Raw genomic sequence first — 18,684 nt, 5'->3', positions numbered from 1 at the left:
TCATCCGCCCTAGAACCACGGCGGGACGGTCGCCTTGATTTCGATCAAAGCCCTCTTATGGCCGGGATCGTAGTGGACTGATCGTCCTTGGACATTTCGCCCAACGACGGTTTGTCCAATGGCGTGCGAGCCCAGCTCGGCGCTGGAGTCCGTGAATGACATCGGCGCCGATCACCGCCCCATCCCCGGGCCCCTCGCCCGCGCAATGGCTGAAACAGGCCGCTGCGCCCTGGCGTCGGCTGACGATGCTGGCGGGCCTGCTGACCGTGGCCGACGTGGCGCCCGCCGTCGGTTTCGCGGGCGGTCTGGCCATGACGATCGCGACCTTCGGCACCTCCCCCCTCGCCGCCCTGCCCTGGCTGCTGCTGGCGGTGGTCAGCCTGATCGTACGGGGCCTCGTTGGTCAGGCGGCGGTCGTGGTCGGCGGACGCCTGGGCCGATCGATCAAGATGGATGTGCGCGACCGGCTGCTGGCCGACCTGTTCGGGCGCGGCGGTCGGTCCGACGACCGGCTGACGGCCGTGGTCGAAGGGGTGGGCGCCCTCGACGGCTATATGTCGCGCTTTACGCCGTTGAAGATGGCCGCCGGCCTGTCGCCCCTGCTGATCATCGCGGTCGCCGCCGTCGCCAGCCCCTTTTCGGCCGGCATATTTCTGTTCACCCTTCTGCCCTTCATCGCCGGCATGATCCTGGCGGGCACCGCCGCGGCGGGCGAGAGCCGTCGCCAGTTCCAGGCGTTGGAGCGGCTGTCGGGCCTGTTCGTCGATCGGGTGCGCGCCCTGCCCGCCGTCCTGGCCTTCGACGCCCGCGCCCGCACCACCGCCGAGATCGCCCGCGCCTCCGACGAACTGGAGCGCCGCACCGCCCGCGTCATGCGGATCGCCTTCCTGTCCTCCGGCGTGCTGGAGTTCTTCTCGGCCCTGGCTGTGGCCCTGATCGCCGTCTATTGCGGCTTCAACCTGCTGAAGCTGCTGCCCTTCCCAGCGCCCGAGACGCTGGATCTGCCGCGCGCCTTCTTCGTCCTGGCCCTGGCGCCCGAGGTCTATCAGCCGCTGAGACGGCTGGCGGCGGCCTATCATGACCGTCAGGCGGCCGAGTCCGCCGTCCCCGCCCTGATCACGCCCGAACCCATGGCCCGGGACCGCCACATCCTGCCCGAAGCCGCCCCGGCGATCCGTTTCTCCAGGGTCGCCATCGCCTATGGCGAGGCCGCGCCCGTGATCCAGAACTTCGACCTGGAGGTCCGTCCGGGTCAGATCGTGGCCTTGGTCGGCGCCAGCGGTTCGGGCAAGTCCAGCCTGCTGCACCTGTTCCTGGGCCTGTCCCCGTTGACCGCAGGCGAGGTCGAGATCGGCGGGGCGCGTCTCAGCGAGGCCGGCGACTTCGCCGGTCAGATCGCCTGGGCCAGCCAGAACCCCATCGTCGTGCCCGGCAGCCTGGGCGACAACATACGCCTGGCCGATCCTTCCGCCTGCCCCGGCCGCATCCTGGTCGCCGCTGGAGAAGCGGGCCTGTTCGGCGATCTGGACCGGCCCATAGACGAACGCGGCGGCGGCCTGTCGGGCGGCGAACGGCGTCGCCTGGGCCTGGCCCGCGCCATATTGAAACGCGCGCCCATCCTGTTGCTGGACGAACCCACAGCCAATCTCGACCCCGAAGCGGAGAAGGCCATGCTGGACCTGATCCGCCAGGCGACCCGCGGCCGCACGACCCTGATCGCCACCCATTCCGCGGCCGTCGCCGCCATGGCCGACCGCGTGGTGCGGCTGTGACCGCCCATCCCGCCCGCATCGGCGCCCTGATCGCGGCCCAGCGTCAGGCCCAGCGCACCCGGCTGCGTATCGCCGCGGCCGGCGGCGCGATCGTCGCCGTCGCCGCCACCTGCCTGCTCGGTCTCTCGGGCTGGTTCATCACCGGCGCGGCCATCGCGGGGGTCGCCGGATCGGCGGCGGTCCAGGCCTTCAACTATCTGATGCCCAGCGCGACCATCCGTCTGCTGGCCATACTGCGCACCGCCGCCCGCTATATCGAGCGCGTCGCCGGCCACGAGGCCGCGCTGAAGGCCCTGGCCCGCCTGCGCCCCCAGTTGTTCGACGCCCTGGCCTCGGCCCCGCCCGCCCAGGCCCTGGCCCTGTCGTCCGGCGAGGCCTCGGCCCGGCTGGTCCAGGACGTGGACGCGGTCCAGACCCTGTTCGTGCGGCTCTCGGCGCCCTGGGCGCTGGGGGCGGGCGCGGTCTCGGCCGCCCTGCTCGCCGGCATGGCCAGCCCGCTTGCGGGCCTGATGTTGCTGCTGGCCATGGGTGTCAGCGGGATCGGCGCCGTCGTCATCGCCCGTCGTCTCGCCGCTCCGGCCGGTCGCGACGTCCAGATCGCCACCGGCGACCTGAAGGACCGGCTCGCCGCGCTCGAGGCCGTCTCCCCGGAACTGAAGGCCTATGGGCTCGGCCGTTGGGCGGCCTCCGAGGCGACCCGGGCCGCCGCCGTCCTCGACCGCGCCCAGATCGCCCTGACCCAGGCCGGCGGCTGGATGGCCGCCTGGCAGACGGTCGCCACGGCCCTGGCCGTCGCGGCGGTGGTTCCCGCCACCTTCGGCGCCGACCTGCCCATGACGGCCCTGGCCGCGCTGGCCGCCGTGACGGGGATCGAGTCCGCCGCCGGTCTGGTCGGCGCCCTGCAGCAGAACGGCGCCGCCGTGGAAGCCGCCCGTCGTCTGGACGCCCTGGCGTCTGAACCGGGCCTTCGCCGCACCCAGGTCCCCGCCGACGCCTCCCTGGCCCTGACCTTCGACGAGGCGCGCCTGGAGCCGCCGTTGCGGCTGGGCCTGATCGGTCCCTCCGGGTCGGGCAAGACCACCCTGGTCGAACGGCTTGTAGGGCTGCGAGACGCCCTGCCGGACGAAGCGCGCCTCGGCGGTCTGGACATCGCCGACATCGCTCCCGGCGACCGCCGCCCCCTGTTCGCCTATGCGGCTCAGGACGTCCGGCTGATCGACGGCACGATCCGAGACAACCTGCTGCTCGCCGGACCCGCCGACGAACAGACCCTGTGGCGGGCGCTGGAAGACGCCGCCCTGGTCGAACGAGTCCGCACCGATCCCGCCGGTTTGGACGCCCGCGTCGGGCCGAACGGCGAGCGCCTGTCGGGCGGCGAGCGTCGGCGACTGGGTCTGGCCCGCGCCTATCTGCGCCCGGCGCCCTGGCTGGTGCTGGACGAACCCACCGAAGGCCTGGACCCCGCGACCGAGGCTCTGGTGCTGACGGCCTTGGATCGGCGGCTGAAACAGGCGAACCAGGGTCTGATCCTGGTCAGCCACCGCCCGGCCCCCACGCGACTGTGCGACCGGGTCATGCGTGTGGAAGGTCTCAGTGTCGGCGGCGCGGTCCGTCTGACCTCGGCGCGCGAGTTGACGCCAGCCTGACCCCTTGGATGAGGACTAGGCTTCGCCCTCGGCGATATCGCGCAGGCGATCGGGCTGTTCGATCCGCAGTTCGTTGAGCGACAGCAGGCGGATCACGCCGGTGGTCTTCAGCTTGGTCAGAACCCGGCTGACCGTCTCGATGGTCAGGCCCAGATAATCGGCGATCTCGGACCGGGTCATCGGCAGCCGCACCTGATCCTCGGCCGAGGGCCGCAGCGGATCGCGGCTGGGCAAATCCAGCAGGAAGGAAGCGATCCGCTCCTGCGCCGTCTTGCGGCCCAGCAGCAGCATCTGGTTCTGGGCGGCCGCCAGCTCATGGTTCGCGCGATCCAGCAGGGCCGCCTCCAGCGAGGGCCGTTCGCGGACCAGGGCGCGATATTCGCTCTTGCGGAACCGGCACAGGGTCGCGTCCTCGATGGCCTCGCCCGAGAAGGCGTAGTCGTCCCCTGTCGCCAGACCGACGAAGTCGCCGGCGAACAGAAAGCCCGTGATCTGGCGCCGCCCATCCGGCAACAGCTTGTAGATTCGCACCGAGCCCGAGGCGATGTTGAACAGATTGACCGCTGCGTCGCCCTCGCGGATCAGCGCCTCGCCCGCCTTCAGCGACACCCGCTCGGCGATCGCATCCAGACGACCCAGATCGCTGGGATCAAGACTGCTGCAGACGCTGAACGCCCGCGCGCCACAGCCGTCGCACACCGATTCCTGGCGGCGTTGCGTGCAGTCCGCGGGCAGGGATCGCAGCTCGAGCATGACGGACAGAATACGACCTCTGCCATATCGAACGCAAACCCTTTGACGGAGATCAAGGCCGCCGTTTCGTGTGAGGTCTATGGGGGCGAGAATGAGCGTAATCCAGTATCGCCGCCTTCGCAGCGACGAGGCCGATCAGACCTATGTTCTGGCCCGTATGGCGGACCCGCGCCTGGCGTTGGAGTCATGGCGCGCCATGGTCGGTTCGGCGCCCTCGGCCGGGGGAGTCCTGGGGGCCGTCGGGGACAGCGGCGTGCGGGCCGTACTGGCCTATTCCATCTCGACCAATCCAGCCGGCGAGCGACAGTTGATGGTCGAGACCCTGGTCGCCTTCGATCTGCTGAGGCCGGAAAACCTGATCCAGCCCCTGGTCTCCGCCGCTTGCGAACTGGCGCGTCGGGAATGCGATTCCATCGGCGTGTCCGCTCGCATGGACGCGCCGGGCCTCGAAGCCATACTGCGTCAGATCGCCGACGCCGCGGTGCTCCACCGCGTCATCTGACCGGCGCGTCGGCCGACCGTGCATACCGTCGCGCCAGCACGGCGCAGACGAACAGCTGGATCTGATGGAACAGCATGGGAATGACGATCAGACTGACGCTCTGGCCGACGAACAGAATGGCCGCCATGGGCAGGCCGCTGGCCATGCTCTTCTTCGACCCGCAGAAGACGATGGCGATCTCGTCCTCTCGCGAGAACCCCAGCCGGCGGCTGGCCAGGGTCGTGAACCCCAGCGCGACCGCCAGGATCAGCCCGTCCAGGACCACCACCAGACCCAGGTCCAGATGCGACAGGCGGGTCCAGGCGCCGGACACCACGCCCGCGCTGAAGGCGGAATAGACGACCAGCAGGATCGAACCTCGATCCACCATCGACGTCAGACGGCCGTGGCGCATCAGCCAGGCGCCGATCAGCGGTCGTGCCGCCTGCCCCGCCACGAAGGGCGCCAGGATCTGCAGGGCGATGCTCTCGATCGACGACAGCGACACCCCGACGCCTCCCACCGGCAACAGAAGCATCACCAGAAGCGGCGTGATCACCACCCCGGCGAGGTTGGAGACCGAGGCCGCGCAGAGGGCGGCCGGCACATTGCCCCGTGCGATGGCGGTGAAGGCGATCGAGGACTGAACCGTCGAGGGCAGCAGGCAAAGATAGAGCAGACCGACCCTCAGATCCTCGGCCAGCCACGGCCCTGCGCCCCAGAAGACCGCCAGACCCAGAAGCGGAAACATCAGGAAGGTGCAGGCCAGAACCATGCCCTGCAACCGCCAGTGCGACAGCCCCGCCCATATGGCGCCGGGCGACAGCCGCGCCCCATACAGGAAGAACAACAGGGCGATGGCCGCCTTGGCCGCCCCTTCCGCGACCTCGGCCTCCGCGCCCCTCGCGGGAACCAGGGCCGCCAGCACCACCGTGCCGATCAACATCAGGAGATAGGGGTCGATCAGTCGGCGCAAGGCATTCATGAAGCCGGTCCTAGGCCCCGTCCCGCCCGGACGGCAAGCCCGGGGTCGCCGCTGCTTCGAATCCTATAACGGGTCCGAACAGGCCCGGACCACGGAGGCGTGCGACGTCATGATCTCAGGTCCAAAACCCGCGCGCCGTCTCCGGCGCGCGGGTTGGGAACAAACTAGAAGCGGGCGCTCAGCCCCACCGAGATCGTGCGGCCATAGTCGGTGTAGCCGACGAACCGATCGTCCGCGACGAACTGCTCCTGCGCCTGATCCGTCAGGTTGATGGCCTCCAGCGAGACCGTCAGCTGATCGGTCAGTTTATAGGTCAGGCTGCCGTCCAGCGACCCGAAGGCCTTGTCGTTGGCCGACTCCACACCGTTGGTGCCGACCTCCTGCAGGACGTCGCCGCGCCACGAGTAGCTGAGGCGCGCCGCGAACGGGCCCTTCTCGTAGAAGCCGGTCAGGTTGAAGCTTTCCTTGGCGACGTTTTCAAGGTCGTCCTGGAACTCGCGCGTCCCGTCGTAATAGGTCGCTTCCGTCGTGGTCAGGGTCAGATTGGCGGTCATGCCCAGACCGTCGAAAGGCGCCGGCAGGAAGGTGAACAGCTGCTGATACGCCAGCTCCACGCCCGCGATGGAGGCCGTGCCGCCGTTGACCGGGGCGGTCAGTTCATAGGTCACGCCGTCGATGTCGATGTTGGACCGGCGTCGCGTCGAGAAGGTGGTGATGTCCTTGTAGAAGACACCGCCGATCAGGGCGCTGGACGGCGAGAAATACCATTCCGCCACCGCATCATACTGCCAGGCCTCGAAGGGTTGGAGCTCGGGATTGCCCCCGACCGCCGTCAGCACCGTGCCGGACGAGTTCAGCGTCAGGCGCGGCGCCAGGTCCGACAGCGACGGACGGGTGATGACCTTGGCCGCGGCGAGGCGCAGTTGCACGTCCTCGCGGGGCTCCCACACCAGGTTCAGCGAAGGCAGGACGTCCGTATAGGTCTTGTCGAACGACACCGGCAGAGCCGCGCGGCCGTTGTCGGCATGCCCCGACGAGGTCTGTTCGGTCTGGGCGACCCGGACGCCAAAATTGCCGCGCAGGGGAAGGCCGAACAAGGTCGTCTCGACATCGGCCATGCCGTAGCCGGCCAGGATGCTCTCGTCGATCTGGTAGGAGTTGCGCAGATCACTGCGGGACAGAGGGGCGTCCAGATCGGCCTGGGTCAATTGCTGCAGGAAGCGGCTGGGGTTCGGCACGGCCCAGACGCGCGGCAGGTCGGCCGACACCTTGGACAGGAAGTCGGTGTAGGTGAAGGGCGCATAGAAGTCCGAGGTCAGGAACACGCCGGAGATGCCGCGCGTGATGTTGAAATCACGGCGGTTATAGTCCCGCGCACGTTCCCGATACTTGGCCCCGAAAGTGACCTTCGAGATCGCGCCGAAGGACACCGGCCGCGCCAGGTCCAGTTGGAAGGCCGTTTCTTCATCCAGGGTGTCGTTGACGCGATATTCCAGCCGCCGGCCCGGCAGGGTCGAAATACTGGCCAGATCGGCGTCAAGGTAGCTGATCGAGGGGACGCCGTCGCCCGAGCGCGGCAACTCTATCGCGATCCGGCCGACCGGTCCGAGAACCCGCGAACGGGTGATCGGCGACGGCGTGTCGCTGGCGGCGCGGGCATAGGCCAGATCGCCGGACAGGAGCCAGTCGCCGACGTCCTGACGAATATTCAACCCGACCGACAGGTTGTCGTGATGGAGTTCGGACACCTCGCGACCGATCTGGCTCGAGCCGCCGGTGAAGACCCCGGCGACCAGGGCGCCGTTCTCTACCCGCGCCGTTCCCGGCACGGCGTTGGCGATACTGGCGTCGGCCGAATAGGTGAGTTCGTCGTAGTTGACCGTCAGGTCGGTGAAGGTGACGTCCAGATTGACGTCGGTCGTCGCGGTGGGGCGCCATTGCAGGGCGGCGTTGAAGCCGTAACGCTCACGCTCCTCCGTTTCCAGCGTCGGACGGACGGCCTGCGGATAGATGATGGAGCCGCTGTCGCGCACCCCGTCGCCGTCTGTGTCCACGCCGGCCGCATAGGTGGACCAGGTCACGCCCGTGATCCGATCCTGACGCAGCGACCGCCGATCATAGACCGCCGCAAGCAGGGCGCCGAGGGTGCGGTCTTCGTTGACCCATGAGCCGAGCGTCGACAGCCGGGGATCCAGCTCCTCGGCGTTTTCCGAGTAGTTGACGTCGCCGGACATCGCCAGACGAGAGGTCTTCAGGTCCAGCGGGCGAAAGGTCCGCACATTGACCACGCCGCCGATCGCGCCCTCGTCCAGCGAGGCGGTGGGGCTCTTGATCACGTCGACGCCGGCGACCAGTTCCGAAGGCAGGGTGTCGAAACGGAATTGGCGCCCGCTCTGGCCGCTGTCGCGGACATTTTCGTTCACGGCGGCGCTGCGGCCGTTCAGCGTCGTGATCTGGAAGTTGGCGCCCAGGCCGCGCACCCGCACGAACAGGCCCTCTCCACGGTCTCGTACGATCGAGACGCCGGGCACCCGCTGCAGGGCTTCGGCGATGTTCTGGCTCGGAAACTCGCCGATATCCTCGGCGGTGATGACATCCACGACATTGTCGGCGCGGCGCTTCACATCCAGGGCCTGCGTCAGGCTGGACGAAAAGCTTCCGGTGACGACCACCTCGTCGAGTTCGGCGAACGGCCGCCCGGCGTCCTGGGCGGGGCGGCTTGTCGTCGGCGCGGCGCGGCGCGGCTGGGCCCCGCGCGTGATGACCACCGCGTCGCCGTTGAGCCGCCAGGTCAGGCCGGTGCCGCGCAGCAGACGGTCCATCGCCTGGCTCGGCGTGACATTGCCCGCCACGCCCTGGGTGCGCTGACCCCGCAGCAGAGCCGGGTCGGCGATCACCTGCAGACCGGACGCGCGGGAATATTGCGCCAGGGCCGCCGAAAGATCCCCGGCGGGCGCCGAGACCGCGACCGGCGCGCGCGAGGCGACGGGCGTCTGGGCCATCACGGAACCGGCCGCGGCCGTCATCAGGGCGAAGGCCATGACGGATGTCGTCGCCTTGAGGCGGTTGAGAGTGCTGAACTTGCTCATTGAGCCTTGATCCCCATTGGACCCGCCTGCCCCCTGCAGACGGTCAGGGGGGTAGGACGCAGCCGTGGGAATAACCGGACAGAAATATTTGCCAATCTTTCGCAACTGTTGAGTGGCGAAAGGGCGAAGTTTCATCTTCTTGCGGATGAAGAACCAGCAGCCGAGACGACGATCTCATCAGGGTCTGCACGCACCTCGAAATCGTGCACCAGAGCCAGGTTACGCAGCTGACCTTCCGCGTCGTCCAGGCGGAAACGACCGGCGGCCCGCAGGTCCCGCAGCCCCTCCTCCCGGATGCGGATCGGCCGCGTCGAGCGGCGCGACAGCCGTTCGACCAGCTCCCCCAGGCTGATGGAGTCCGTCTCGATCCATCCATCTTCCCACGCCGTTTCCGCCGGAGCGAAGGGGGCGCCGGGGATCACTTCGCCCCCTCGGGCCGAGGCGCGTTCCCCGGCGCCGACCTCGAGCCGAGCGCCGGCCGCCGTCGAAAGAGCGACCCTTCCGCGATAGACGTCCAGGTCCAGTCTCCCGTTCGTCAGACCCATCACGAACCGGGTGCCGAGCACGCGCACCTGCCCCTCGTTGGTCTCGACCTCGAAGACCCGCGACGCATCGTGCGCCACGTCGAACATGGCCTCGCCGCCGTCCAGCGCGACCTGACGACGCCGCCCCGCCATCCTGACTTTCAGATGGGTGTCGCCGGTCAGGACGACCCGCGAACCGTCCGCCAGGACCACCGTGCGCGTCTCGCCACGGGCGGTGTCGTACGCGGCCTCCTCGACCGAGGTCAGACCCACGACCTCGCCCAGATAGGGGGCGACCAGCACGCCACCGACCGCAAGCGCCATCACCGCCGGCGCCCATACGACGGGTCGCAACAGATTGGCCGCCCAGGTCTTTGGCGCGCGCCGCATCGATCGCCGAACCGGAGCAGAGGCCTGACTGCGGAGCGCCTCGACCAGGGCGGGATCGTCGAAGGTGCGGCGCATGGCCTCGACCAGAGCCGCGTCAGGGGCCGTTTCCCCGGTCGCGTCGCGGTCCAGGACGATACTCCGTGCGGCCTCGCGCGCCGCCGACCGCCGGAAGGGCCAGGAGAGGGACAATCTCATCGCGGCCCGCCCGGGGCGTCGACCGACCGATGCGGCATGGGGCGCGGCCGTTCCGCCCGTTCAACCTCGCGATGAAGCTGCTCCAAGGCGCGCGTCAGATGTTTCTCGACGGCCGCCTCGCTCAGACCCAATGCGGCGGAGATCTCCGCGGCCGTTTCGCCATGCAGCCTCAGGCGCATGAAGACTTCCCGCCGCAGCGGGGGCATGTCTTCCAGCACCCGCCCGAAAGCCCGGACGCGTTCGCGATGCATGACGATCTCCTCGGCAGCGGCGGTAGGCGCAGGCAGGTCGTCGGACAGGGCGTCCGTAGGGTGACGTCGGTTATGGCGGAAATGGTCAGTGATCAGATTCCGGGCGATTCGGCGTCCGAGGGCGCCCGCGTCCTTGACCTCGTGCCGACGACTATAGGCCAGAAGACGCGCGATCGTCTCCTGAACCAGGTCCTCCCGCAGCGACCGGTCGCGCAACCTGCGACCGACAAACTGCGTGAGCGACGCGGCGATGTCGTCGATCGAGGATGTGAGAGGCATGTCCACCAAGTTTCACCCGCCCTCTACAGTCCGACCACGACAGCGCCATGACGACCGCGACCGCCCGCAAATGGACTTTCCGGGTCTGACGGCGAGCGCGGGGACGCCTGTGTGAAGCCTTTGTTAAATTCCGGCACGTCGGCGGGTCCGCCGCGTCCCTTGGTGCTGGGGGGCATGTCCTTGCCCCGGCTCAAGGGACTGCAAGTCAATGAAGAGATCCATGTTCAAATCCCGGCTCCTGGCGTCGTCGATGACGCTGGCGGCCTTCATGTTCGCGGCCCAGGCCAACGCGCAGGTCGCCGCCCCGGCGCAGGTCGAGGCCGAGGCCGACGATCTGGCGGCGATCACCGTCGTCGGCACCCGCCGCGACGCGCTGCGGACCCAGATGGAAAGCGACAACGCCATCAGCGTCCTGTCGGCCGACGATCTGGAACACACCGCCGTGCACAACGTCGCGGAAGCCCTGGCCCTGCTGCCGGGCATCAGCGTCACCAACACCGGCAACTCCTTCTTCGGCGGCGTCGACGGCGCCTCGCGCGGCGAAGGCATGTTCGTCGGCGTGCGCGGCATGAACTCGGAATTCACCCTGGCCCTGATCAACGGCGTCAACGTCGCCCAGGGCATGCCCTACTCCCGCCAGGTCCAGCTGTCGCTGCTGCCGCCGTCGGGCCTGAAGACGATCGTCGTCAACAAGAACTCGACCGCAGACATGGACGGCGACGCCATCGGCGGCACCGTCGATTTCCGCACCCCCTCGGCCTTCAATTTCGCCGACGGCTACGGCTCGCTGTCCGTCTCCGGACGGGTCGAGAGCCGCGCGCGCGACTACGATGAAGACGGCCTGGGCGGCGGCGTCAGCGGCGAGTTCGCCCGTCGCTTCGGCGCCGACGAACAGTTCGGTCTGTATGTCAGCGGCTTCTACGACAAGCGGTCCTACGCCAACTCGATGGTCGCCGCCCTGATGAACGCTCAGAACGACGGAGGCTGGGCCTATCTCCATTCCTCGACCAGCTCCGGCCAGGGTGTGAACCCCGACGGCCTCGACGCCGAAGACAACCTGGCCCTGACCGGCATGAACATCGGCGTCTCGACCGGCCACACCGAGCGTTACGGCGGCAATTTCTCGCTGGACTGGCATGCCGACGACACGCTGGAACTGTATCTGCGCGGCTCCTACGCCTTCGCCGAGACCGAGCAGAACTCGACCCTGGTCCAGTTTGTTCAGAACCGCTCGCGCGTCCTGAACACCGCCACCGGCTTCTATGATCTGAACCTGACCAGTTCCTCGAACCGCGTCTGGTACACGACCAATCCCGAAGACGCCGATCTCGGAACCGTAAGCCTCGGCGCGGTCAAGCGTCTGGGCGAATGGACCCTGTCGCCGTCGGTCTTCTATTCGCAAGGCAAGAACGACCGTCCAAACCACATCGAGGCCTCGATGCGGAACAACCAGTCGGACAATTACAACTCCGGCGCCCAGACCCCCTACAGCGGCCTGTTCATCGGCTATGACGCCGACGGCTATCCGATGCCTCTGCTGACGGCGGCCCAGGCCGATCAGGTCAACAACGCCAACACCGCCCTGCTGGCCCGTCGCGCCGGCCAGCTGACCGAACAATTCTCGGGCCAGCAGAAGGCCGGTCTGCGGTTCGACGCCGAACGCCAGTTCGACGGCGGCGCACTGACCTCGTTCAAGACGGGCGTGAAATACGTCGCCAGCCATCGCCGCGTCAGCAGCCACGACTGGACCAACGACCACTTCGCCAACCTGCTGGGCCGTAGCGTGACCTGGGCCGACCTCGGCCTGGCGACCGAATATTTCGACTCGGTCTATCCGGGTCTCTACGACATCCGGGCTCCGAAGGTCGATCAGGATCGTCTGCTTGAGTACTTCTACCAGTATTTCGACGCGACGGCGGCAGCGGCCGACCTCTGCTATCTGAACTGCAACACACTGAAGGGCGACGAGGACGTTTCGGCGGCCTACGCCACCGCCAACTATGACTTCGGCGCCCTTCAGGTCATCCCCGGACTGCGCTTCGAACATACGCAGATCGAGAACACCTACTGGAACAACGACTCGGCCGCTCAGCGCTTCGAGTCCAACTCCACCGAATACAACGAATGGCTGCCCAGCCTGTTCGTCAACTATCGCCCCACGGGCGACGCGGTCTATCGGGCCTCGATCACCCGCGCCTATATGCGTCCCGCCTTGGTCCAGCTCGGCGGCGCTGAGACGACTTCGCGCGGAGACGGCTCCATCACCGTCACGCGCGGCAACCCTGACCTGGAGACGCTGAAGTCCTGGAACTTCGAAGCCTCGGCGGAATGGAGCAACAGCCAGGGCGGCTACGCCATGGTCGGCGCCTATTACAAGCAGCTGTCGGACTACATGTACGACAACGGCTCGACGACGGTGAACGGCGGCTCCAACTCGGGCGGCACGACCTACAACGGCGAGACCTTCGACCGCGTGACCATCGTCTCGCCGACCAATGGCGAAGACGGCTATGTCCGTGGTTTCGAGGTTCAGCTGTACCAGCGCTTCGACATGCTGCCGGGCCTGCTGTCCGGCTTCGCGGCCGGCGCCAACTACACCCGCCAGTGGACCGAGGTCGACATCGGCGGCGGCGAAAAGCACCGGATGCAGAACGCGCCGGACGTCCTGGCCAACCTCAAGCTCAACTACGCCTGGGGACCGTTGACGGTGGACCTGAACTACAACTACTCGGGCGAATCCGTCACGGCCTACAACCGTATCGCCGGCCTGGACATCTGGGCCCGCCCGACGAAGCGCACCGATCTTCACGCCGGCTATGAGTTCGGCAACGGCGTGATGATGGACCTGTCCGTGTCGAATCTGTTCGAGGACTACAGCTACTGGACCCACGTCGGCCAGAACAGCCTGGCCATCTCGGACGTCGTTGACTCGGGCCGCACCACCCTGCTGACCCTGAAATACGACTTCTGACCAATAGGCGCCGGCGCGGTTTCGACCGCGTCGGCGCGAACGGTTCGGGGCAGATCGCATCGCGGTCTGGAGGGCGGCGGGGACGGGGCCGTCGCCTGCCCTCGTCGGTCTAGAACTCGCGACGCATGGAAACCACGACCCGACGTCCTGAATCTATGACGTCGGATAAGGCCAGGCTGTCGCGCCCGATATGGGACCAATAGCTGTATTCGCCAGTTAGATTGGTGACCGTCAGATCCAGGCTCGTGTCCTGAGCCGGCCGCCACTGCGCCCGCGCGTCCAGCCGGCTCGTCGGACGGACCCACAGATTGTCCCACGGCCCATCGGCCCGCAGGACATTGTAGCTGGACAGATAGGCGCCGGTGTAATTGTAGCTCAGATACAGGCTGACCGGCCCCCAACGATAGGCGGCGTCCACATTGGCCAACCAGTCGGGCGCGTTCTGCATCGGCATGTCGCGCCCCAGTTCGTCCTGGCCCAGGTCGACGTTCGACCATTGACGGCTGACATTGATCTGCAGGCTGACCTCGCCGCCCTTGATCAGGGGATCGGCCACGGCATGGAGGAACTCGACCTCCAGCCCATAGGCCTCGCCCCTGCCGCCGTTCTGGGGCGTGACGACCCGGGCGCCGTCGATCGTCACGGCCTCGCCCACGTCCAGACTGCCTCCGCTTTCGAACAGATAGTGGTCCAAATGCTTGTAGTAGCCGGACAGGCTCAGAGCCGATCCGCCGGCCAGCATCCGATGATAGGCCAGGTCGATATTGACCGCGTCCACGGCCTTCAGGTCCGGATTGCCGCGCGTGACTGTCGTGATCCCGTTCAGGGTTTCGATCCGCACCCCGCCGCCCAGCTGCATGAAGGCGGGGCGGCTGTAGGCCCGCCACAGCGCCGCCCGCCAGACGGTGTCGTCGTCCTGGCGGTAGTTGAGATTCAGACTGGGCAATAATTTATCGTACCGGCTGCGGCTGTGGCCCCAGTCGCCCGGCTGTTCGCCGCCGGCGTCGTCCGGCGTCGCCCAATAGGTGTTCCTGATCCGCGTCTGCTCGTATCGCGCGCCCAGCTGCAGTTCCAGCCGCCCCGACATCCGCGTCGCCATGGCATAGACGGCGTTGACGACCTCGCTGCCCGACTGGCCATTGCAGTTGAGGTTGTTGACGTACAATTCTCCGCAGGTGTCGAAGCTCTCGTCCGTCTGATTGTCCCGGAAATAGGCTGTCAGCCGGTCATGATCGACCTTGGGAACGGACCAGTCGTAGAGACCGGGAAAGACCTCGGCATAGGCGCCCTTTGCGATGCCCAAGGCTTCCCAGGTTAGGCCCGCCGCGCCGTAAAGGTCGGCGAAGAACAGGTTGGTCCAGTTGCGATCGGTCAGTTTCCGCTCGCTTCGTGCGGACTTGAAACCAAACGCCAGCCTGCGCCAGTCGCCCGAGGACGGAGCGAAGCTCACGTCCGTGCCGACGCCGTAGCGGTCCTGGCTCGAGAACTGTTCGGTCATCTGGCCGGCGCGGCGCGCCAGCAGGGTGACGCCGGCGTTGTTCAGGTCGTCGAACACCACCTGCGGCCAAAGCGGCACGGGCAGGCCGTTCTCATACCGCACCGTCAGCCCGCTGAAGGCCCGAGGCGCAGTCGAGGTATTGTAGCCGTCCCTCTGGTCGATCCAGGTCGAGGCCTCGATATGGTCGGGCCGTGCGCTTTCTCCCCGTGTCGCCAGCAGATAGGGCGACACCCGCCAACCTCCCGACCGCATACGGGCGCCGAGACTGAGGGTCGATAGAGTGATGACGTCGGGATTGGTCTCATACCAGACGCGCGTCGAAAGACTGTCCACCGAAAGCCGATAGGCGCCGGTCCCGTCGTCGATCCAGCGCTGGGGTCCGCTGACGACCTGGGTGAAGGTCGAATTCTGTTCCGTGTCGGCCTTGGCGTGGGTGGCCTGCAGATAAAGATCGAGTTGGTCGTCGACCCGCCAGTCCAGCGACAGGGTCTGGTTCTGGATTCGGCTCCGACCGTTCGACACCCCCACATTGAGGCTGGTCGATATCAGGTCGTCCTGAGGGCGGGTCGGGTCCACCGGCCCGCCCTCCGCCGAGTCGGACACGGCATAGGCCCATCCCCTGTCATTCTGGGCCGCCATCACCCCGCCCAGTTCCGAATTGGTGAAGCCGCGGTCTTCGTAATCGACGGCGGCGTGCACGCTGATCGCGTCGCCCGGACCGAACCGTCGCGAATGCTCCACTCGAAAGGCGCCGCCCAATCCCGCATCGTCATAGTCTCGGGCCCGGCTCTCGATGCGCCCGCCGAGGGTGAGCGCCGTCCACGGCGACCCGTCGGCATCGGTCGCGCGCGGCGTCTGGAAATCCAGCGCCGCCCCGATGAAGTCCCCATCCAGATCCGCGCGGCCGGTCTTGTGGACCACCACGGTCTCGAAGGCGCCCGGCGGTAGCAGGTTCAGTTGCACGCCGCGCGAATAGGGCAGGCCCTGCGCCACGGGCACGCCATTGATCATGGACAGGTTGTATTCGGCGTTCAGACCCCTGTAGGCGGCGTAGAGCCCTTCGCCGCGCGAGGCGGAATCCACCCCGCCGATGAACGAACGACCTGAGTTGATCACCGTCATGCCCGGCAGGCCGCCCAACGCCTCCGACAGGTTCTGGGCGCTCTCGCGATCCATGTCAGCGCGCGAAAGGCGATGAACCGCGGTCAGTTCCGACATCTCCGCGTCGAACGCCCGGCTGCCCTGGTCGATGCCCAGCCGGGGCGCGACGACCAGCACCGACGTCAACTCGGGCGTCGTCGCCCGCTGCGGCCCGGGACCTGCCCTGCCGGTGTGGGACACAGGCTCGGCCAGGACGACCAGTGTGCGCTCGTCGACGCGGCGCACCTCGAAGCCCGCATCGGAAAGCGCCAGATTGAAAGCCCGCCTGACCTCGTAGCGACCCTGAACCGGACGGCTCATCCGTCCCTGCACCCTTTCCGCCTGAAACAGGATCTGCACCCGCCCCTGCCGCGCCAACTCGCGCAACGCCGCGTCCAGGGGCTGGGCCGGAACATTGAATGCCGTCCCACGCCCGGACGCCCAGACCTCTCCAGGAGGGACGGTGACGGAAATCACGACGCTCGCGCTCAGGCCGACCAGCAAGGCGTTCAGCGCGCCGCCGCCCATAACGACGATCCGTATAATATTCCCCGAGAGCCTCGATCCTTAGGGGCAGGCTGCAATGGAAAAATGACATGGCCGCCCGGGCTTCAGCCTCCGGTCCGTCTGACGGTTTTCTTGGCGGGCTTTCCACGCCCGTGCGTCTATAGTCACACAGGCGACAAGCGAGTTTTGATGTTTGACGGCGTCGGCCCATCGATGAAGAGCGCGGAGGCAGGTGAGAAGATCCGGGAGACCGTGGCGAGCCTCGTGGCGCGCTTTGACGTCCGCCTGCGCCGCTATCTGCATCGCTTTCTCAATCCGACCGACGCGGAGGACGCGCTTCAGGACATCTACGCCCGCCTCCTTCGCCTCTCTCAAAAAATCCCCCCGCCCGAGTTCAACGCCGTCTATGTCTTCAAGACTGCGGACAGCGTGGTGCGCGACCTGCATCGCCGTCGCCAGAGCCGCGCCGGCGGTCATCATGTCGAACTGCCCGAAGACTTGGCCCGGGAAGACCCCTCTCCCTTCGACGAGTTGCGCTGGCGCCAGAACGCCGTCCTGCTCCGCCGCGCCATCGCCGCGCTAAGCCGCGAAGAACGGATGGTGCTGATGCTGCACCGGGTCGAGGGCCTGAAACTCACCGAGATCGCCGAAAGGCAAAGAATGCCGTTGCGCACCGTCCAGCGGCTGTTGGCCGACGCCCTGGCCCGGTGCCGCCATAGACTGAAAGACTGCGGATGGTTCGAACTGTGATCCCTTTTCACCCCCGCCCGCGTGACGCCGACCGCTTCGTCGCCGACCTGGCGCAAGAGGAACAGGGCGGCGCGCCGTCCTCGCGGCCCGAGACCCGCGAAGTGGAAACGGTCTGGGACGCCCTGGGCGGACTGGACGCGGCCGATTTCGACCTGGCGGCCAACGACGCCGGCTCGCCCCGACTGTCCCGTCGCGCCATGCTGACCGGCGCTGGCCTGGCCGCGAGCGGCGCCGTGGGCGGCGCCTTCCTGTGGTCCCGTCGCGCGGTCGTGCATGAAACCGGCATCGGCGAGCGTGAGACCCTTGTCCTGTCAGACGGCTCCCAGGTGACGTTGAACACCGCCACCCGGATCGAAGTCCGTCTCGACGGCGGTCGCCGGGAGGTAAGGCTGGATAGCGGCGAGGCCTTCTTCTCGGTCGCTCACCTCGCCGACGCCGCGCCGTTCGACGTCCTCAGCGACGGCGCCCGCATCCGGGTCACGGGCACCCGTTTCAACGTGCGGCGTCATTCGGACTTCACGCGGGTCGATCTGATCGAGGGCGGCGTCGCGGTCGGCCCGGCGAGCGAGGCCACCTCACGCCTGATCTTGCGGCCGGGCCAGGCCGTGCGGCTGGACAAGCAGGGTCTGCCCGGCTCCGTCGTCCCGGCTCGGCTGGAGCAGATCGCCGACTGGCGTCAGGGGCGGATCAGCTTCGACGGCGCGGCGCTCGCGGAGGCGGTTTTGGAGATGAATCGCTACAGTCGCATCCGTTTGGTCGTCGTCGATCCCAGGCTCGCCCGGACGCCGGTGGACGGGGTCTTCATGGCCGGCGACACCGCGGCCTTCGCGGGCGCTTTGCAGGCGCTTTATGGGACCTCGATCGCGCGCGACGGCGACCTCTGGACGCTGTCGCCGTAGTCTTGGCGGCCCGTCGTCTTTCTCGGGCTGACTGGGTTCCAGACGTCAAAAAGCCCCGTCTGTCACCAGGCGGGGCTTTTTGTTGTTTTGGGTGCGGGAGTAGGATTTGAACCTACGACCTTCAGGTTATGAGCCTGACGAGCTACCGGGCTGCTCCATCCCGCGGCAAACGGTAGTTTCGTGAGGAAGAACGGTTCGAGAAGGGCTGGCCTCAAGTCGCGCGAAGCGCGATAGGCCCATCATTCATTCTGTCCGCCTTGTAGACCCGGCGGCGACCTACTCTCCCGCGCCTTGAGACGAAGTACCATTGGCTCTGGAGGGCTTAACGACCGAGTTCGGAATGGGATCGGGTGGGGAACCTCCGACATAGCCACCGGGTCAACGAGGCGGACAGAATGATTGATTTTCAAGCTCAAGCCGCGCTTGCGCGTCAGCTTGAACGTGAATGAAGAAGACATTGTCTTGGATTGCTTCGGTCAAGGAGCAATCATCGAATGAGTTTTGCTGAGAAACGATCAAACCGATCGGATTATTAGTACCAGTAAGCTTCATGG

The 18,684-nt window shown here is 67.2% G+C and carries 12 protein-coding genes, 1 tRNA gene and 1 rRNA gene; 6 read left to right on the top strand and 8 right to left on the bottom strand.

Annotated features, from left to right (window positions below):
• Positions 1-155: 155 nt before the first annotated feature.
• Together cydD and H2037_RS07545 are read left to right on the top strand one after the other, a co-directional pair.
• Positions 156-1,772, top strand: coding sequence for a thiol reductant ABC exporter subunit CydD (cydD, locus tag H2037_RS07550; protein ID WP_292119825.1), 1,617 nt, complete (start codon positions 156-158; stop codon positions 1,770-1,772).
• The gene (locus tag H2037_RS07545) at positions 1,769-3,418 is read left to right on the top strand and encodes an ATP-binding cassette domain-containing protein (protein ID WP_292119822.1); all 1,650 of its coding nucleotides are present in this window, start codon (positions 1,769-1,771) and stop codon (positions 3,416-3,418) included. The genes cydD and H2037_RS07545 overlap by 4 nt, the downstream gene beginning before the upstream one ends.
• A 15-nt stretch (positions 3,419-3,433) precedes the next feature.
• On the opposite strand, the gene H2037_RS07540 is transcribed toward H2037_RS07545, so the two are convergent.
• On the bottom strand, positions 3,434-4,171 hold the full coding sequence (locus H2037_RS07540; RefSeq protein ID WP_292119820.1) for a helix-turn-helix domain-containing protein: 738 nt from the start codon (positions 4,169-4,171) through the stop codon (positions 3,434-3,436).
• A gap of 91 nt (positions 4,172-4,262) precedes the next feature.
• Between H2037_RS07540 and H2037_RS07535 the strand changes: the two genes are divergently transcribed.
• Entirely contained in the window at positions 4,263-4,673 is a 411-nt protein-coding gene (locus H2037_RS07535) for a hypothetical protein (RefSeq protein WP_292119817.1), read from the top strand.
• On the opposite strand, the gene H2037_RS07530 is transcribed toward H2037_RS07535, so the two are convergent.
• The 4 genes from H2037_RS07530 to H2037_RS07515 form a co-directional block, all read right to left on the bottom strand.
• Entirely contained in the window at positions 4,666-5,637 is a 972-nt protein-coding gene (locus H2037_RS07530; RefSeq protein ID WP_292119814.1) for a bile acid:sodium symporter family protein, read from the bottom strand. The two genes, H2037_RS07535 and H2037_RS07530, sit on opposite strands and share 8 nt — an antisense overlap.
• A 164-nt stretch (positions 5,638-5,801) precedes the next feature.
• Positions 5,802-8,726 (bottom strand): TonB-dependent receptor, encoded by a 2,925-nt coding sequence (locus tag H2037_RS07525; RefSeq protein ID WP_292119811.1) that lies wholly within the window; start codon positions 8,724-8,726, stop codon positions 5,802-5,804.
• 131 nt (positions 8,727-8,857) lie between these two features.
• A complete protein-coding gene (locus H2037_RS07520) occupies positions 8,858-9,835 on the bottom strand; it encodes a FecR domain-containing protein (RefSeq protein ID WP_292119808.1) in 978 nt (325 codons plus the stop codon).
• Entirely contained in the window at positions 9,832-10,365 is a 534-nt protein-coding gene (locus H2037_RS07515) for a sigma-70 family RNA polymerase sigma factor (protein WP_292119806.1), read from the bottom strand. The genes H2037_RS07520 and H2037_RS07515 overlap by 4 nt, the downstream gene beginning before the upstream one ends.
• Before the next feature lie 220 nt (positions 10,366-10,585).
• Here H2037_RS07515 and H2037_RS07510 point away from each other — a divergent pair, with 220 nt between their 5' ends.
• Positions 10,586-13,336 carry a TonB-dependent receptor gene (locus tag H2037_RS07510; protein WP_292119802.1) on the top strand — a complete coding sequence of 917 codons (2,751 nt, stop codon included), beginning with the start codon at positions 10,586-10,588 and terminating at the stop codon, positions 13,334-13,336.
• Positions 13,337-13,445: 109 nt separating this feature from the next.
• Here H2037_RS07510 and H2037_RS07505 read toward each other — a convergent pair whose 3' ends face one another.
• Positions 13,446-16,502, bottom strand: a complete 3,057-nt coding sequence (locus tag H2037_RS07505) for a TonB-dependent receptor (RefSeq protein ID WP_292119799.1) — start codon at positions 16,500-16,502, stop codon at positions 13,446-13,448.
• A 243-nt stretch (positions 16,503-16,745) separates the two neighbouring features.
• Here H2037_RS07505 and H2037_RS07500 point away from each other — a divergent pair, with 243 nt between their 5' ends.
• Positions 16,746-17,231 (top strand): RNA polymerase sigma factor, encoded by a 486-nt coding sequence (locus H2037_RS07500; protein ID WP_292119797.1) that lies wholly within the window; start codon positions 16,746-16,748, stop codon positions 17,229-17,231.
• Complete coding sequence (locus tag H2037_RS07495) at positions 17,228-18,130, top strand: FecR domain-containing protein (RefSeq protein WP_292119794.1); 903 nt, start codon at positions 17,228-17,230, stop codon at positions 18,128-18,130. The genes H2037_RS07500 and H2037_RS07495 overlap by 4 nt, the downstream gene beginning before the upstream one ends.
• A gap of 88 nt (positions 18,131-18,218) precedes the next feature.
• On the opposite strand, the gene H2037_RS07490 is transcribed toward H2037_RS07495, so the two are convergent.
• Positions 18,219-18,295 (bottom strand) — tRNA-Met (locus H2037_RS07490).
• Positions 18,296-18,393: 98 nt separating this feature from the next.
• Positions 18,394-18,508, bottom strand: a 5S ribosomal RNA gene (rrf, locus tag H2037_RS07485).
• Positions 18,509-18,684: the final 176 nt, after the last annotated feature.

The sequence above is a fragment of the Brevundimonas sp. genome, assembly GCF_013912065.1.
GTDB lineage: Bacteria > Pseudomonadota > Alphaproteobacteria > Caulobacterales > Caulobacteraceae > Brevundimonas.
Note: the sequence above shows the minus strand (reverse complement) of the source record. Positions and strands in the feature narration are given on the sequence as shown.

What these genes read in the sequence shown, in the direction of transcription:
- H2037_RS07520 (WP_292119808.1), bottom strand. Translation starts at nt 9,835, where the DNA reads ATGAGATTGTCCCTCTCCTGGCCCTTCCGGCGGTCGGCGGCGCGCGAG.
- H2037_RS07510 (WP_292119802.1), top strand. Translation starts at nt 10,586, where the DNA reads ATGTTCAAATCCCGGCTCCTGGCGTCGTCGATGACGCTGGCGGCCTTC.
- H2037_RS07530 (WP_292119814.1), bottom strand. Translation starts at nt 5,637, where the DNA reads ATGAATGCCTTGCGCCGACTGATCGACCCCTATCTCCTGATGTTGATC.
- cydD (WP_292119825.1), top strand. Translation starts at nt 156, where the DNA reads ATGACATCGGCGCCGATCACCGCCCCATCCCCGGGCCCCTCGCCCGCG.
- H2037_RS07515 (WP_292119806.1), bottom strand. Translation starts at nt 10,365, where the DNA reads ATGCCTCTCACATCCTCGATCGACGACATCGCCGCGTCGCTCACGCAG.
- H2037_RS07535 (WP_292119817.1), top strand. Translation starts at nt 4,263, where the DNA reads ATGAGCGTAATCCAGTATCGCCGCCTTCGCAGCGACGAGGCCGATCAG.
- H2037_RS07505 (WP_292119799.1), bottom strand. Translation starts at nt 16,502, where the DNA reads ATGGGCGGCGGCGCGCTGAACGCCTTGCTGGTCGGCCTGAGCGCGAGC.
- H2037_RS07540 (WP_292119820.1), bottom strand. Translation starts at nt 4,171, where the DNA reads ATGCTCGAGCTGCGATCCCTGCCCGCGGACTGCACGCAACGCCGCCAG.
- H2037_RS07525 (WP_292119811.1), bottom strand. Translation starts at nt 8,726, where the DNA reads ATGAGCAAGTTCAGCACTCTCAACCGCCTCAAGGCGACGACATCCGTC.